This is a genomic window from Streptomyces sp. NPDC024698, assembly GCF_055559015.1.
Window position 1 is genome coordinate 297,440 of sequence record NZ_JBVHLK010000005.1, and the last position, 16,689, is coordinate 314,128.

Genomic DNA, 16,689 nt, shown 5'->3' on the forward strand with positions numbered 1-16,689 from the left:
CGGGAGCACGGGGCCGGTGGGCCGGTGGTGGGGTTCAGTCCGCCGTGCCGCCGGGCGGGGTCCGGGTGCTGCCCGAACCGGTCTCCGGGCGAAGGGCCAGACGGCTGTGCGTGCGCCCGTACAGGAAGTACACGGCGATGCCGATCACCATCCAGATCACGAACCGCAGCCAGGTCTCCGCCGGCAGGTTCAGCATCAGCCACAGCGTCGCGAGCACCGACAGGATGGGCACCCACGGCACCCACGGGGTCCGGAAGGCGCGGGGCAGGTCGGGGCGGGTGTGGCGCAGGACGACGACGCCGACCGCGACCACGATGAAGGCGAAGAGCGTGCCGATGTTGACCAGTTCGGCGAGCTCGCTGAGGCTGGTGAAGCCCGCGAGGATCGCGATGATCACACCGAGCAGGATGGTCGGCCGGTGCGGGGTGCGGAACTTCGGGTGGACGCGGGAGAAGAACCGCGGCAGCAGCCCGTCGCGGCTCATCGCGAAGAAGACACGGGTCTGGCCGAGCAGCAGGATCATGCACACCGTGGTCAGTCCGACGGCGGCGCCGAAGCTGATGACGCCCGCGTACCAGGGGTGCCCGGTCGCCTTGAACGCGTCCGCGAGCGGCGCGTCCACGGACAGTTCGGTGTACTTCTGCATACCGGTGACCACGATCGACACCAGGACGTAGAGGGTGGTGCAGATCACGAGCGAACCGAGGATGCCGCGCGGCATGTCGCGCTGCGGGTTCTTCGTCTCCTCCGCGGCCGTGGCGACCACGTCGAAGCCGATGAAGGCGAAGAAGACGACGGAGGCCGCGGTGAAGATGCCCATCACGCCGAAGTTGGTCGGCGCCCAGCCGAACATGATCTGGATCAGCGGCGACTTGATGCCGGTGCCCGCCTCCACGGCCTGCGCCGGGGGGATGAACGGCTTGTAGTTCTTGCCCTCGATGAAGAAGGCGCCCGCGATGATCACGATCAGGACGACGGTGACCTTGATCGCGACGACCAGGGTGGTGATCCGGGCGGAGAGCTTCACGCCGACGACGAGGATGGCGGTGAGGACCAGCACCAGCGCGGCGGCCAGGATGTCGAAACCGAACCCGTGCGCCCCGTCGCGCCCGCCGAGCGAGGCGGGAAGGTGCCAGCCCGCGTTGTCCATCAGCGAGCGCACGTAGCCGGACCAGCCGACGGCCACCACCGCCGTGCCGAGCGCGAACTCCAGGACCAGGTCCCAGCCGATGATCCAGGCGGGCAACTCGCCGAGGGAGGCGTACGAGAAGGTGTACGCGGAGCCCGCGACCGGGACCGTGGAGGCGAACTCCGCGTAGCAGAGGGCCGCCAGCGCGCAGGCGACACCCGCGGCGACGAAGGCCAGCGAGACGCCTGGCCCCGCGTTCTCCTTGGCCACCTTGCCGGTGAGGACGAAGATGCCGGTGCCGATGATGACGCCGACGCCGAACACGGTGAGGTCCAGAGCGGACAGCGACTTCTTGAGCGCGTGCTCCGGTTCCTCGGTGTCCAAGATCGATTGTTCGACCCTTTTCGTCCTGAAGAGGGTGTTGCGCACGGACGTACCTCCCACGCTTGTCGTCCTCGACATGATCGAGAGGGCAGGTAGCACGTATCCCCCGACGCGGCGCTTTTCACGCAGACGGGCCGGTTTCACCACCCGTACAGGGTGCTGAAACCGGCCCGTCGGCCGTGTGCGGCGGCGTCAGTCGCGCGCGGGCTGTACCGCGTCGACCGTCTGTGCCGTGGCGCCGTCGAAGCGGCCGTCGAGCTTGGAGACGAGGCCGGTGACCTGCCGGGCGATGTCCGGAGCGGTCAGCCCGATCTCGGCCATGACCTCGGCGCGGGAGGCGTGGTCGAGGAAGCGCGGCGGGATGCCGAAGTCGCGCAGCGGCATGTCGACGCCCGCGTCGCGCAGCGCCTGCGCGACGGCGGAGCCGACACCGCCGACCCGGGAGTTGTCCTCGACGGTGACGACCACGCGGTGCCGCTCGGCGAGCGGCGCCATGGCCTCGTCCACCGGCTTGACCCAGCGCGGGTCGACGACGGTGGTGGAGATGCCCTGCCGGTCCAGCAGGGCGGCGATCTCCAGGCACATCGGGGCGAGCGCGCCGACGGAGACCAGCAGCACGTCGGGGGTGTCGGTGCCGGGCTCCCGCAGGACGTCCATGCCGCCGATCCGGCCCACCGCGGGGACGGCCGGACCGACCGCGCCCTTGGAGAAGCGCACCACGGTGGGCGCGTCCTTCACCTCGACGGCCTCGCGCAGCTGGGCCCTGACCTGGTCGGCGTCGCGCGGGGCGGCGAGTCTGAGGCCGGGGACGACCTGGAGGATCGACATGTCCCACATGCCGTTGTGCGAGGCGCCGTCGGTGCCGGTGACGCCCGCGCGGTCCAGGACGAAGGTGACGCCGCACTTGTGCAGGGCCACGTCCATCAGGACCTGGTCGAAGGCGCGGTTCAGGAAGGTCGCGTAGACGGCGAAGACGGGGTGCAGTCCGCCGGTGGCGAGGCCGGCCGCGGAGACGGCGGCGTGCTGCTCGGCGATGCCGACGTCGTAGACCCGCTTCGGGAACGCCTTGGCGAACCGGTCGAGGCCGACCGGCTGGAGCATCGCGGCGGTGATGGCGACGATGTCCTCGCGCTCCTTGCCGAGCGCGACCATCTCCTCGCCGAAGACGGAGGTCCAGTCGGCGCCGGAGGAGGCGATCGGCAGGCCCGTGTCCGGGTGGATCTTGCCGACGGCGTGGAAGCGGTCGGCCTCGTCCTGGAGGGCCGGCTGGTAGCCGCGGCCCTTCTCGGTGAGGCAGTGCACGATGACCGGACCGCCGAAGCGCTTGGCGCGGGCGAGCGCCGACTCCAGGGCTTCGAGGTCGTGGCCGTCGATCGGGCCGACGTACTTCAGGCCGAGGTCCTCGAACATGCCCTGCGGGGCGATGAAGTCCTTCAGGCCCTTCTTGGCGCCGTGCAGGGTCTCGTAGAGCGGCTTGCCGACGACCGGCGTGCGCTCCAGGAGGTCCTTGCCGCGGGCCAGGAAGCGCTCGTAGCCGTCGGTGGTGCGCAGGGTCGCCAGGTGGTTCGCGAGGCCGCCGATGGTCGGCGCGTACGAACGCTCGTTGTCGTTGACGACGATGATCAGCGGGCGGTCCTTGGCGTCGGCGATGTTGTTCAGCGCCTCCCAGGCCATGCCGCCGGTGAGCGCGCCGTCACCGATGACGGCGACCACGTGGTCGTTCCTGCCGAGGACCTCGTTCGCCTTCGCGAGTCCGTCGGCCCAGCCGAGGACCGTGGAGGCGTGCGAGTTCTCGATGACGTCGTGCTCGGACTCGGCCTGCGCCGGGTAGCCGGACAGACCGCCCTTCATCTTCAGCCGGGAGAAGTCCTGGCGGCCGGTGAGCAGCTTGTGGACGTAGGACTGGTGGCCCGTGTCCCACAGCACCCTGTCCTTCGGTGACTCGAAGACGCGGTGCAGGGCGATGGTCAGCTCCACCACACCGAGGTTGGGGCCGAGGTGGCCGCCGGTCTTGGAGACCGCGTCGACGAGGAAGGTCCTGATCTCGCCGGCCAGCTGGTCCAGCTGCTCCAGGCTGAGCCGGTCCAGATCGCGCGGTCCCGTGATGCGGGTCAGCAGCGGCACCCGTGCCTCCTTGCAGTAGAGCTGTTGCCGGGCTTGGTCGAGTCTAATGTTCCGTCTTTTCGGGCGCGGGCCGGGCCTGGCGATCGACGCCACACGAACGGCCCAACCGGAGGGGAACAGGCGTTCCCGTCCGGACGTGGCCGCGTCCGGCACCACGGGTGCCGGACGTGACTGTGCCCGGCGCCGCCATTGGCGCCGGGCACAGGATCTTTCGCGGGGGCCGTACCGCGGTGTTCTACGGCGTCCCCCGCGGAGTGTTACGCGCGGCCCGCGGCCTTCTGGCTCTTGCGCGAGACGGAGTCGATGACGACCGCGCCCAGGAGCACCGCACCCGTGATCATGTACTGGATGGAGGTGTTCATGTTGAGCAGGTCGAGACCGGTCTGGATCGACTGGATGACCAGCATGCCCAGGAGGGCCGACCAAACGTTTCCGCGGCCACCGAAGAGGCTGGTACCACCGATGACGGCCGCCGCGATGGCGAGCATCAGGGTGTTGCCGCCGCCGGCGTTCAGCGTGGCGCTCGCGGTCTGTCCGGCGAAGAACATACCGCCGATCGCCGCGAAGGCGCCCGAGATGGCGAAGACGCTGATGCGGATCATGGACACGCTGATACCGGAGCGGCGGGCCGCCTCGATGCCACCGCCGACCGCGAAGATCTTGCGGCCGTACGTGGTGCGGCGCAGCACGAAGTCGACGATCACCAGGGAGATCAGGAAGATCACCAGGGCGTTGGAGACACCGGAGGCGTTGTTGAGCACGGCCGCGGAGACGAAGGCCGCCACGGCGAGCGCGGTGACGCGCAGCAGGATCTCGCTGGTGGGCCGGAAGGGCACACCGACGGCCTTGCGGCGGCGCTGGTCCATGAACGAACCGACGAGCATCGACAGGACGGCGAGGCCGGCCAGCAGGTAGGCGCCGACGACGGCCTGGTCCATGAAGAAGGAGCTCTGGCCGAGCAGGTGCACCGGGCCGCTGTCGGACGGGATGTTGATGGTGCCGCTCGAACCGAGCAGCCACAGCATCAGGCCGCTCCAGCCGAGGAAGCCGGCCAGCGTCACCACGAAGGCGGGGACGCCGATCTTGGCGAAGAACCAGCCCTGGAGCCCGCCGATGGCGGCGCCGACGGCGATGGTCAGGACCAGGGCCAGCCACGGGTTCATGCTGTGGTTGACCACGAACACGGCGAAGACCGTGGAGGCGAGGCCGCTGACCGAGCCGACGGAGAGGTCGATCTCACCGAGCAGCAGGACGAACACCAGGCCGATGGCGAGCATGCCGGTGGCCGACATGAAGTAGCTGATGTTCGACAGGTTGTCGGCGCTCAGGAACCGGGAGTTCTGGGTCTGGAAGATCGTCCAGATGACGACCAGACCGACGAAGACCGGCAGGGAGCCCAGCTCGCCACCCTTGATCTTGCGCTTGAACTCGGTGACGTAGCCCTTGAAGCCCTCTTCGCGGACCAGCAGGCGCGGGTCGACGACCGTGACCGGCGCGGCGGTGGGGTCGCTGGCGGGGGCGACGGTGGTCTGCCCGGCCTCCGCCTTGGAAACCTTGGACGTGTCGCTCACTTTGCGGCCTCCGTGCTGCGACGCCCCGCACGACGGGTCACGGCGTTTTCCGTGGCACCGGTGATCGCGGCGATGATCTCTTCGTGGCTGGTGTCCTTCACGGAGAAGGAGCCGTTGTTCTTGCCCAGGCGCAGGACGGCGACGGTGTCCGCGACGGCCTTCACATCGGCCATGTTGTGGCTGATGAGGATGACGCCGAGACCGCGCTCGCGCAGCCGCTCGACCAGGTCGAGGACCTGCGCGGTCTGCTCGACGCCGAGGGCGGCGGTCGGCTCGTCGAGGATGACGACCTTGGGGTCACCGATGAGGGCGCGGGCGATGGCCACGACCTGGCGCTGACCGCCGGAAAGGCTCGCGATCGGGATGCGGACGCTCGGGATGCGGATCGAGAGCGTGCTGAGCAGCTCGCGCGCCTTCTGCTCCATGGTCACCTCGTCGAGGACGCCGCGGTGCAGCAGCTCCCGGCCGAGGTAGAGGTTGCCGACGACGTCGAGGTTGTCGCACAGCGCGAGGTCCTGGTAGACCGTCGCGACGCCGAGTCCCTGGGCGTCGTGCGGCTTGTTGATGCTGACCGCCTGGCCGTCCCACTCGATGACGCCCTCATCGATGGGGTGAACGCCCGCGATCGTCTTGACCAGCGTGGACTTTCCTGCACCGTTGTCGCCCACCAGGGCGACCACTTCTCCGGCGTGAACCTCGAGCTCGACATCGGTGAGAGCCTGAACCGCACCGAATCGCTTTGAGACTCCGCGCAACGCCAGCACGGGCGTAGCGGACACGTGAACCATCTCCTTCGCCGCCTGACCGGCGGGGATGCCGCGCTCGAACGAACCGGCGCGGAAGACTGTGCAAAAAAGCACAAGATTACATAATGAACATGCGCGAATCCGCTGCAATCCGCAACGGTTCCATCCGACGCCCGCCCCGCAGCGGGGTATGAAGGTGGGGCAGGCGTCGGACAGGTTCACGGGACCGCCCGGGGGCGGTCACGACCACCCTGGGGCGGTCACGAATCGGGCGGCTACCCGTTGTGCGAGTAGTCGCCCGACCCGAAGGTGCTTACTGGAGGCCGGCGGCCTTGCAGGCCTTGGCGAAGTCCGCGGTGCAGATGTCGGAGACCTTGTACAGGCCGTCCTTGATCACCGTGTCCTTGATGTTGGCCTTGGTGACCGAGACCGGGACGAGCAGCTGCGAGGGGACCTTGTCGCCGGAGCCGCTGGTCAGCGTCTGGTTGGCGAGGGTCTTGATGTCCTTGCCCTCGAGCAGGTTGACCGCGAGCTGGGCAGCGGCGTCCGCCTCCGGCTTGAAGGCCTTGTAGACCGTGGAGGACTGGGTGCCGGCGACGAGGCGCTGGATACCGGCGAGCTCGGCGTCCTGACCCGTCAGCGGGATGCCGCTGATCTTCGCGCCCTTGAGGGTGTTGGCGATGCCACCGGCCATGCCGTCGTTGGCGGAGTAGACGCCCGCGATGTTCTTGGCACCGAGCTGCGTGATGGCAGCGGACATCTTCTGCGCGGCGACGGTGTCCTTCCAGAGACCGGACTGCTCGTAGGCGATGTCGACCTTGCCGTCGAGGGCCTTGTGGGCACCCGCCTTGAACTGACCGGCGTTCGGGTCGGCGTCGTCACCGTTGATCATGACGATCTTCGACTTCGGCGTGGCCTTCGAGCCGAGCGAGGTGAGGAGCGCCTGGCCCTGGAGCTCGCCGACCTTCTCGTTGTCGAAGGAGACGTACGCCGAGACCGGACCCTGGGCGAGACGGTCGTACGCGACGACCTTGATGCCCTTGTCGACCGCGGTCTGGATCGAGGACTTGATGGCGGCGGAGTCCTGAGCGCTGATCACGAGGACCTTGACGCCCTGGGTGATCATGGTGCTGACCTGCTGGGCCTGCTTGGCGGCGTCACCGGCCGCGTTCGCGTACTGGACCTTGCAGTCCGGGCACAGCTCCTTGACCTTGGCCTCGAAGAGCGGGTGGTCGAACTTCTCGTAGCGCGCGGTGACGCTGTCGGGGAGCAGGAGACCGATGGTCTTGCTGCCCGAGGAAGAGGAGGAGGAGCTGCTGTCGCTGGAGCTCTTGTCGCCGGCCTTGCCACAGGCGGCCACCGAGAGGGCCATGGAAACAGCGGCGGTGCCGATGACGACTCTGCGCATCGTGTTGTTCATTGGTGGTGCCTCCCTGACAGGGTCGCAACGCTGCGACCGAGGTGGGTTGGAGTCAACTCGGCCGCCCGTGCGACGTCAAGAAGTAAATACTTAACGGGTTGGCAACGGCGTGTTTCGTTCTCTAAGTGAAGGCAGGCGCAGCGGAGGTCAGCGACCCGTCCAAAAGGGTCGAATCGCCCATCTCGCTGAGCGCGAGAGCGAGCGCCCCGAGCACCTCCGCACGACCTCCAAGTGCCCCTGGAAGCACCGAGAGTTGACGTGCGGCACTGGGGATCGCGTAGCGGCCCACGGACTCCCTGATGGGCCCCAGAACAAGCTCCCCGGCCTCGGCGAGATCGCCACCGAGGACCACCCTGCTCGGATTCAGCAGATTGCAGAGATTCGCGACTCCACTGCCGATATGTCGGCCGACGTCGGCGATCACCCGACGGCAGCCCGGATCTCCGTCCCGCGCCAGCCTGACCACGCCTTCCATGGTCAGATCGGTGCCGTGGCTGGACTGGAGGAGCGGCAGCACATAGCGCGCCGCCGCGAAGGTCTCCAGGCAGCCTCGGTTGCCGCACCGGCAGACGGGGCCGGATTCATCCAGTGTAATATGTCCGATTTCACCCGCTGTACCACCGGGGCCGCGGTAGATCTTGCCCTCTATCACCAGGCCCGCTCCGACACCGCTGGCGACCTTGATGTACGCGAGGTCCCTGACCCCGCGCCCACTTCCCCAGACCATCTCGCCGAGCGCGCCCAGATTGGCGTCGTTGTCCACGTGGACGGGCACACCGAGCCGCCCCCGCAGCTCCTCGGCGGGCCTGGCGCCGGTCCAGCCCGGCAGGATCGAGGTGGACCCCAGGGTCCCCGATTCCACGTCGATGGGGCCTGGCACGCCGAGCCCCACACCCGCGATCTTGGAACGGTCGACACCTGTAGCCGCGATCAGCCGGCTGACCAGTTCCTCGGCCCGGTCGAAGCCCTGTGCCGCGGAGGCGTCCACATCCAGCGGTTCGGACTCCTCGGCCAGCACCTGATGGGCCAGATTCCCGACGGCCACGCGCAGATGCGTATGCCCGAAGTCGACACCGATGACGATGCCGGCGTCCCCGCTCAAGGACACGCTGCGCGCCCTGCGACCGCCGGCCGACGTGGGTGTGACCTCGACCGTTCCCCCGTCCTTGAGTTCACGGACGATATTGGAAACGGTCGCGGCCGACAGGCCCGTCGCCCTCGCGATCTCCGCCTGTGTCAGCGAGCCGGCCAGCCGCACCGCTCGCACGACGCGCTCCAGATTGGCTCGGTGCAGCGAAGACTGCGACCCCGGAGTCTCCATCGACTCATCCACTCCTGCCCATAGCCGGGCGGCCCCGATGCCGCCCGTGTGACCTGGGTCACGTCAACGGGACCCGGTCACTTACAAGTTGTGAACTCCAAGCTCCGCTGAACGGGTTACCGCAGTCAAGTCCTTGACGGAAATCAGGTCCGACCGGTCGCGTCCGGCCTCCGGCCCCGCCCGGACGCAGATGCGCCACCCCCGGGACGGGAGTGGCGCATGTGACGGACGGGGCGATTCGTTACTTGAGCGTCGCCGAAGTGAGACCCGCCTGGACCTGACGCTGGAAGGACAGGTAGACGATCAGCATCGGGACCATGGCGATCGTCACGCCGGCGAACAGGACGGGCAGGTCGGTGGCGTACCCCTGTGTCTGCTGGAGCTGGATGAGGCCCTGGGTCAGGACGTAGCGCTCCGGATCGGAGCTGGACTGCGGCTGCATCAGCACCGAGGGCAGGATGTACTGGTTCCACTGGCCCAGCACGTTGAAGATGCCGACGCTGAGCAGTCCGGGCTTGGCCATGGGCAGCATGACCTGGAAGAACGCCCGGGTGTGCGAGGCGCCGTCGAGCACCGCCGCCTCGAAGACCGCCGTGGGCAGCGTCCTGAAGAAGGCGTGCATGAAGAACACGGTGAACGGCAGCGAGTAGGCCACGTACACCAGGACCAGGCCTTGGTAGGTGTTCAGCATGTCGAGACGCTTGACCATGAAGAACAGCGGCACCAGGGCCAGGAAGACGGGGAACATGGCCCCGCCGACGAAGAAGAAGTAGACGGCCCGGTTGCCCGGGAACTCGTAGCGGGCCAGGACGTAGGCCGCCATCGCGCCGAGCAGCATGGTCAGCGGGACCGAGAACACCAGGACGATCAGGGTGTTGGCGAAGTAGTCGCCGATGCCCTTGTTCCAGGCGCGGACGAAGACGTCCAGCTGCCAGTTCGAGGGCCAGCTGAGGGCCGAACCGCCGATCTGCGCGTCGGTCTTGAAGGAACTCAGGATCAGCCAGAGCAGCGGCAGGATGATCAGGATCGCCCACAGGGCGAGGAAGCCGTGCGAGAAGACGTTGAGGGTCAGACCCTCGGTGCGCTTGTCACCCGGCCGGGGCGGGGCCTTCCTGGCGCTGCGTTGCTGGGGTACTGCGGCGCCGTCGACCTTCGCCGGCTCCGTCATGGGTGCGCTCATAGTCGTGTCTCCCGCTCAGAACTCGATGCGCTCGCGGCGGGTGGCGCGCAGCGTGACCACGGACAGGATCAGGGTGAGAACGAGCATGACGACACCCATCGCGCAGGCGTAGCCGCTCTTCCCGTAGTAGAGGAAGTTGCGCATCATGACGTTCGCCATGACCTCGCTGTGGTGGTCGGGCCCTCCGCCGTAGCCGGTGCCCTGGGTCATGGTCGAGACGAGGACGAACATGTCCATCGCGATGATGCCCAGATAGACCCAGGCGGTCTGCACCGTGTCCCACAGCAGGGGCAGGGTGACCCGGAAGAAGGTGTGCGTGCGGCTCGCGCCGTCCAGCAGCGCGGCCTCGTAGATGTCCCTCGGGATGGACTGCATGGCCGCGGAGAACAGCACCAGGTAGAAGCCGACGCCGTGCCAGACGACGACCGCCATCAGGCACCAGAGCACCAGGTCGGGCTCGTTCATCCACTCGATGGGGTTGTTGCCGTCGACCAGATGGAGCTTGATCAGCAGGCCGTTGAGCAGGCCGCCGCTGTCACTTCGGTAGAGGGCTCCGAAGAGGACCGCGACGATCGCGAGCGACAGCACCTGCGGGAAGAAGTACACGATCTTGTAGAAGCGTGAGCCCGCGACGCCCTGGACACCGCCGGCGCCACCCCGCCCGCCCGCGTTCACCATGAAGGCGAAGAAGAGGGCGAGCAGGATGGTGATCACCGGGATGAACACCAGGAACAGGATGTTGTGCCAGATCGCTTCGAGGAATACGTCGTCCTGGAACAACGCCTTGTAATTGTCCAGGCCGACGAAACTGAACGTCTGCGACTGACCCTTCCAGTCGGTGAAGGAGTAACCGATGGTCTGTAGGTAAGGCCAGATCACGAAGATCAGATACAGCGCCAAAGGCGCGAGGAGAAACCCCGCGACGAACCGGTACTGCCCTTTTCGCATGGCATCCTGCCCCTGGTGTTCCGGGTTTACGAGATCAGTCGCGGTGGTTCTTCTTGGACGCCGGGTCCTTGGCCGCCTTGTCGACCGCCGCCTGGGCGCGCTTCAGCCATTCCTTCGGCTGGATGCGCTTGGACATCAGCTCGTTGGACGCGTTCTGGATCGAGACGTCCATCTCGCTGTACCAGTTGGGGTACAGGTAGTTGAAGCTGTTGGTGCCGGCCGCCTTGGAGGCCACGACCGTGGACTGGGTGCCGGGGCGCAGCTGCACGCCGTCGGACACGCCGTCCTTGAGGATGGTCAGCGAGTTGGCCTTCTGGGCGAAGAGCGTCGACCATTCCTTGGAGAGCATGGAGCGCATGAACTCCTGGGCCTCGGGCAGGTTCGAGGCCTTCGCCGGGATGATGAACGGCTCGCCGGAGCCGGCCCGGATCGCCTCGAAGGGCAGCTTGTCGCCGGGCAGGCTGGGCATCGGCATGAACTTCATGTCGAAGTCGCCCGGGGTCTGCTTGAGCTGCTCGTTCTCCAGCCAGGAACCACAGGTGATGAACGCGGCCTTGTACTGGTTCCAGCGGGTCTGCGACTCGGTGTGGGTCAGGCCGTTGGTGCCGGCCATCAGATAGCCCTTTTCCACGACCTCGTAGATGGCCTCGATGGCCGCGAGGGCGGCGTCGGACCCGACGAACGCCTTGGGGTCGAGGTTGTCGATCGCCTTCATGGCGTCCAGACCGCCCTGCTTGGCGATGAGGTCCATGATGGCGACGTTGATGTAGTACGGGTACTTGCCCTGGTGCGCGAGACCGCCGATGCCCTGCGACTTGGCGTCCTTACAGATGGCGAGGAAGTCGTCCCAGGTCTTGGGCACCTCCCAGCCCTTCTCCTTGAAGAGCTTGCCGGAGTACCACAACCCCCACACCGTGTAGATGTAGTTGAGGGAGACGACCTTGCCGCCCTGGAGGCCCGGGTCGAGCGTGCCCGGGATCAGCGTGTCGCGGACCTTCTTCGACGGGTCGTCGATGGAGGGGGCGTCGAGGACGGCGGCCAGGTCGAGGAGCTGGCCGTTCTTGTAGAGCACGTCCAGCTTGATCTGCTGGGCGCCCGAGTCGTCGATGATGTCCGGCGGGTTGCCGCCGTTGAAGCGCGGCTGGAGCTTGCCGGTGATCTCCTGGGTGCCCGTGTGGGCGCTCTTGCTGCCCCACTTCTTGTCGAACGCCGCTTCCCACGCCTTGGCGTAGTCGTCGCCGTAGCCGCCCTTGAAGACGACGACGTCGAGCTTGCCGCCGCCCTTCTTCACACCGAACGGGTTGTCCTTGCTGGTCTTGCCGGTGCCCTTGTCAGTCGACTTGTCGTCACCGCCGCCACTCGCACAGGCGGACAGGAAGCTCATGGTCGGGACGGTGATCAGGCCAAGCGCGGCCGACCTCTTGATGAGGTCGCGACGGCCGACACCCTCGGGGCTGCTGTTCTCGGCGGAAGTGGATCCCATGCTCAAGTCCTCGCCTTCTCCAGGACTCAGGCGGTGAACCGGATCCTCCCCGGCACCGCGGTCAGTTCAAGCTGGGGTCGTGCGTGGGGGATTCAGCGGGACGAACCGGCAGTACGTGTACGGACCACGTTCCGCCGTCCCGCGAAATTCCCCCCTGGGTCCTGCCTGTCCAGAGCCAGTCGATCGACTGGCCGGACGCGACAGGTATAGTCCACTTCCCGCCAACGGAGCAAGATCGAATGCAGGTTTGACCGTCGGTCTTTTCCGAGTTGAGACCTCCCGGAAATATGGGGCACCCCAGGACCACCCCGGCGAAGGCCCACGGACACCGGCCTCCCGCAATGAACGCAATGCACGGTTCGTCACACGGTATTCACCCCGGATGCCGCACCCAACACCCTTGACATCACTGTCAACTTGACGCCCAAATGGACCTTGCGCAGCAAAGTGACAACGTTGTCCACGTGCAGGGAGAGTGCCCGCGCATGCAGCACAGAGCTCGGTACAGACAGAGTTCCACGCATCGGACCGGATGGCGTTCCTCGGCGGCACTGGGGGTGGCGGCCCTTTCCCTGTTAGCGGCCTCCCAGGGCGTCGCGGTCGCCCTGCCCGCCCAAGCGGCCAAGGCCGACCGGGAGTTCAGCTCCTCGTTCGAGACGGGCGATCCGGCCCCTGACTGGCTCAACACGGTGGACACCGCCCCCGACGGGACGAAGCGTTCCTCGGGCGTCGACGGCGGATACAGCACCGGCATCCCCGGCAATGTGACCGACCATGTCACCGACGTACGGGCCAGCGGCGAGAACACCGGCGCGGGCGAGGTCAAGGAGAACCTCGTCGACGGCGAGTCAAGCACCAAGTGGCTGACCTTCGAGCCCACCGGCTGGGCGGAGTTCGACCTGGACGCGCCGGTCAAGGCGGTCACGTACGCGCTCACATCCGCAAACGACCACGACGAGCGCGACCCCCAGGACTGGACCCTCCAGGGCTCCACCGACGGCAAGGACTGGAAGACCCTCGACACCCGCGCCGGCGAATCCTTCGGCGAGCGGTTCCGGACGAAGACGTACGACATCCAGGACCCCGTCGAGTACCAGCACTTCCGGCTCGACGTCACGAAGAACAACGGCGGAGACATCCTCCAGATCGCCGATGTCCAGTTCTCGACCGGCGGGAGCGAGGACCCGACGCCCAAGGACATGCTCTCCCTCGTGGACCGGGGGCCGAGCGGCTCCCCCACCGCGAAGGCGGGCGCGGGCTTCACCGGCAAGCGCGCCCTGCGCTACGCCGGCACCCACCAGGGCGGCGGCCGGGCGTACTCGTACAACAAGGTGTTCGACGTGAACGTGGCCGTCGGGCGCGACACCGAACTGTCGTACCGGATCTTCCCGTCGATGGCGGACGGCGACCGGGACTACGACGCCACGAACGTGGCCGTGGACCTGGTCTTCACCGACGGCACCTCGCTGAGCGATCTGAACGCCGTGGACAGCCACGGATTCACGCTGACACCGCAGGGCCAGGGCGCCGCCAAGGTGCTCTACGTCAACCAGTGGAACAACGTCACCTCGCGGATCGGTTCCGTTGCGGCCGGGAAGACCGTCGACCGGATCCTCCTCGCCTACGACTCGCAGAAGGGCCCCGCGAGGTTCCGCGGCTGGCTGGACGACGTCGCGCTGCGCAGGGCCGCTCCGCAGAAGCCCGCACGTCATCTGGCCGACTACGCGCTCACCACCCGCGGCACCAACTCCAGCGGCGGCTTCTCGCGCGGCAACAACTTCCCCGCGACGGCCGTCCCGCACGGCTTCAACTTCTGGACACCGGTGACCAACGCGGGCTCGCTGAGCTGGCTGTACGACTACGCCCGCGCCAACAACGCGGACAATCTGCCCACCATCCAGGCGTTCAGCGCGAGCCATGAGCCGAGCCCCTGGATGGGTGACCGGCAGACCTTCCAGGTGATGCCGTCGGCCGCCTCCGGCACGCCCGACACCGGCCGCACCGCACGTGAACTGGCCTTCCGGCACGAGAACGAGACCGCGCGGCCGTACTACTACGGGGTGACCTTCGAGAACGGTCTCAAGGCGGAGATGGCCCCGACCGATCACGCCGCCGCCCTGCGCTTCACCTATCCGGGCGACGACGCGAGCGTGGTCTTCGACAACGTCACCGAGCAGGCGGGCCTGACGCTGGACACCTCGGCGGGAGTCGTCAGCGGCTACTCGGACGTGAAGTCCGGGCTGTCGACCGGCGCCACCCGGCTCTTCGTCTACGGGACCTTCGACGCGCCCGTGACCGAGGGCTCCTCCAGCGGCGTCAAGGGCTATCTGAAGTTCAGGCCCGGCTCCGACCACACCGTCACCCTGCGGCTGGCCACCTCGCTCATCAGCATCGACCAGGCCAAGGACAACCTGAACCAGGAGATCCCGGACGGCACGTCGTTCGACGCCGTCAAGAAGGACGCGCGCCGGCAGTGGGACCGGCTGTTCGGACGGATCGAGGTACAGGGCGCCACACCGGACCAGCTGACCACGCTGTACTCCAGCATGTACCGGCTCTACCTGTACCCGAACTCCGGCTTCGAGAAGGTGGGTTCCACCTACCAGTACGCCTCGCCGTTCTCCCCGATGCCGGGTCCGGACACCCCGACCCACACCGGGGCGAAGATCGTCGACGGCAAGGTGTACGTCAACAACGGCTTCTGGGACACCTATCGGACGACCTGGCCCGCCTACTCGCTCCTGACGCCCGATCAGGCCGGTGAGATGGTCGACGGGTTCGTGCAGCAATACAAGGACGGCGGCTGGACCTCACGCTGGTCCTCGCCCGGCTACGCGGACCTGATGACCGGTACCTCCTCGGACGTGGCGTTCGCGGACGCCTACGTCAAGGGCGTCGACTTCGACGCTAAGTCGGCGTACGAGGCCGCCCTGAAGAACGCCACCGTCGTCCCGCCGACCTCCGGAGTGGGCCGCAAGGGCATGGCCACCTCGCCCTTCCTCGGCTACACGAGCACGTCCACGGGCGAGGGCCTGTCCTGGGCCATGGAGGGCTACGTGAACGACTACGGCATCGCCGAGATGGGCAAGGCGCTCTACAGGAAGACCGGCGAGAAGCGCTACAAGGAGGAGTCGGACTACTTCCTCAACCGCTCCCAGGACTACGTGAACCTCTTCGACTCCAAGGCCGGCTTCTTCCAGGGCCGCGATGCCAAGGGCGACTGGCGGGTCGACTCCACGAAGTACGATCCGCGCGTGTGGGGTTACGACTACACGGAGACCGACGGCTGGGGGTACGCGTTCACCGCGCCGCAGGACTCGCGCGGTCTCGCCAACCTGTACGGCGGCAGGTCCGCGCTCGCGGACAAGCTCGACACGTACTTCTCCACCCCCGAGACGGCCTCGCCGGACACCGTCGGCTCCTACGGCGGTGTCATCCACGAGATGACCGAGGCCCGGGACGTACGGATGGGCCAGTACGGGCACTCCAACCAGGTGGCCCACCACGTGAACTACATGTACGACGCGGCCGGACAGCCCTGGAAGGCCCAGAAGAACATCCGCGAGGTCCTCTCCCGTCTCTACACCGGCAGCGAGATCGGGCAGGGCTACCACGGCGACGAGGACAACGGCGAGCAGTCGGCCTGGTATCTCTTCTCCGCGCTCGGCTTCTACCCGCTGGTGATGGGCAGCGGCGAGTACGCCATCGGCTCCCCGCTGTTCACGAAGGCGACCGTCCACCTGGAGAACGGCCACGACCTGGTCGTCAAGGCCCCGCGCAACAGCACGAAGAACGTGTACGTGCAGGGGGTCCGGTTCAACGGCAAGCGCTGGAACTCGACTTCGCTCCCCCACTCGCTCATCACCCGTGGCGGAGTCCTGGAGTTCGACATGGGCGCCGAGCCGTCCTCGTGGGGCACCGGCAAGGACGCGGCGCCGGCGTCGGTCACGACGGACGACAAGGTGCCCGCGCCGCGCGCGGACACCCTCAAGGGGGACGGCGCCCTCTTCGACAACACCTCGGCCACGGACGCCACCGTCACCTCGGTGGACCTCCCGGTCGGCGGCGACACCAAGGGAGTCCAGTACACGCTGACCTCGTCGGACCGCACCAAGGCCCCGGCCGGATGGACCCTACAGGGCTCCGCGGACGGGACGACCTGGACGGACCTCGACAGGCGCTCCGGTGAGTCCTTCCCCTGGGACCGGCAGACCCGGGTGTTCACGGTCGCGTCCCCGGGCTCGTACGCCCACTACCGCCTCGTCCTCGACGGCGCGTCGACCCTCGCGGAGGTGGAGCTGCTGGCCTAGCCGTACGCGGCGGAGGCAAAGGGGGGGCGGGCCCGGAGGAGACTCCGGGCCCGCCCCTCGTTCGCGTACGGGT

General features: G+C 67.5%; 10 protein-coding genes. 1 reads left to right on the forward strand and 9 read right to left on the reverse strand.

Going from position 1 to position 16,689, the window contains the following annotated elements; all coding sequences use genetic code 11:
- Window positions 1-34 precede the first annotated feature (34 nt).
- The 9 genes from ACZ4AA_RS14690 to ngcE all read right to left on the reverse strand — a co-directional run bounded on the left by ACZ4AA_RS14690 (window position 35) and on the right by ngcE (window position 12,306).
- On the reverse strand, window positions 35-1,558 hold the full coding sequence (locus ACZ4AA_RS14690) for an amino acid permease (protein ID WP_467601366.1): 1,524 nt from the start codon (window positions 1,556-1,558) through the stop codon (window positions 35-37).
- A 147-nt stretch (window positions 1,559-1,705) separates the two neighbouring features.
- Window positions 1,706-3,637 (reverse strand): 1-deoxy-D-xylulose-5-phosphate synthase, encoded by a 1,932-nt coding sequence (gene dxs / locus ACZ4AA_RS14695; protein WP_467601015.1) that lies wholly within the window; start codon window positions 3,635-3,637, stop codon window positions 1,706-1,708.
- Between the two features lie 257 nt (window positions 3,638-3,894).
- The gene (locus ACZ4AA_RS14700; protein ID WP_467601017.1) at window positions 3,895-5,208 is read right to left on the reverse strand and encodes a sugar ABC transporter permease; all 1,314 of its coding nucleotides are present in this window, start codon (window positions 5,206-5,208) and stop codon (window positions 3,895-3,897) included.
- Window positions 5,205-5,996: an ATP-binding cassette domain-containing protein gene (locus ACZ4AA_RS14705; protein WP_339135838.1), complete on the reverse strand. Its 792-nt coding sequence runs from the start codon at window positions 5,994-5,996 to the stop codon at window positions 5,205-5,207. Before ACZ4AA_RS14705 ends, ACZ4AA_RS14700 begins: the two co-directional genes overlap by 4 nt.
- A 271-nt stretch (window positions 5,997-6,267) precedes the next feature.
- Window positions 6,268-7,374, reverse strand: a complete 1,107-nt coding sequence (locus ACZ4AA_RS14710; protein ID WP_467601019.1) for a sugar ABC transporter substrate-binding protein — start codon at window positions 7,372-7,374, stop codon at window positions 6,268-6,270.
- 121 nt (window positions 7,375-7,495) lie between these two features.
- Complete coding sequence (locus tag ACZ4AA_RS14715; RefSeq protein WP_467601021.1) at window positions 7,496-8,695, reverse strand: ROK family transcriptional regulator; 1,200 nt, start codon at window positions 8,693-8,695, stop codon at window positions 7,496-7,498.
- A gap of 241 nt (window positions 8,696-8,936) precedes the next feature.
- Entirely contained in the window at window positions 8,937-9,875 is a 939-nt protein-coding gene (locus ACZ4AA_RS14720) for a carbohydrate ABC transporter permease (RefSeq protein WP_467601023.1), read from the reverse strand.
- Between the two features lie 15 nt (window positions 9,876-9,890).
- Window positions 9,891-10,823: a carbohydrate ABC transporter permease gene (locus ACZ4AA_RS14725; protein ID WP_467601025.1), complete on the reverse strand. Its 933-nt coding sequence runs from the start codon at window positions 10,821-10,823 to the stop codon at window positions 9,891-9,893.
- 34 nt (window positions 10,824-10,857) lie between these two features.
- Window positions 10,858-12,306 (reverse strand): N-acetylglucosamine/diacetylchitobiose ABC transporter substrate-binding protein, encoded by a 1,449-nt coding sequence (gene ngcE / locus ACZ4AA_RS14730; protein ID WP_467601027.1) that lies wholly within the window; start codon window positions 12,304-12,306, stop codon window positions 10,858-10,860.
- A 485-nt stretch (window positions 12,307-12,791) separates the two neighbouring features.
- Here ngcE and ACZ4AA_RS14735 point away from each other — a divergent pair, with 485 nt between their 5' ends.
- The gene (locus tag ACZ4AA_RS14735; protein ID WP_467601029.1) at window positions 12,792-16,616 is read left to right on the forward strand and encodes a GH92 family glycosyl hydrolase; all 3,825 of its coding nucleotides are present in this window, start codon (window positions 12,792-12,794) and stop codon (window positions 16,614-16,616) included.
- Window positions 16,617-16,689 lie beyond the last annotated feature (73 nt).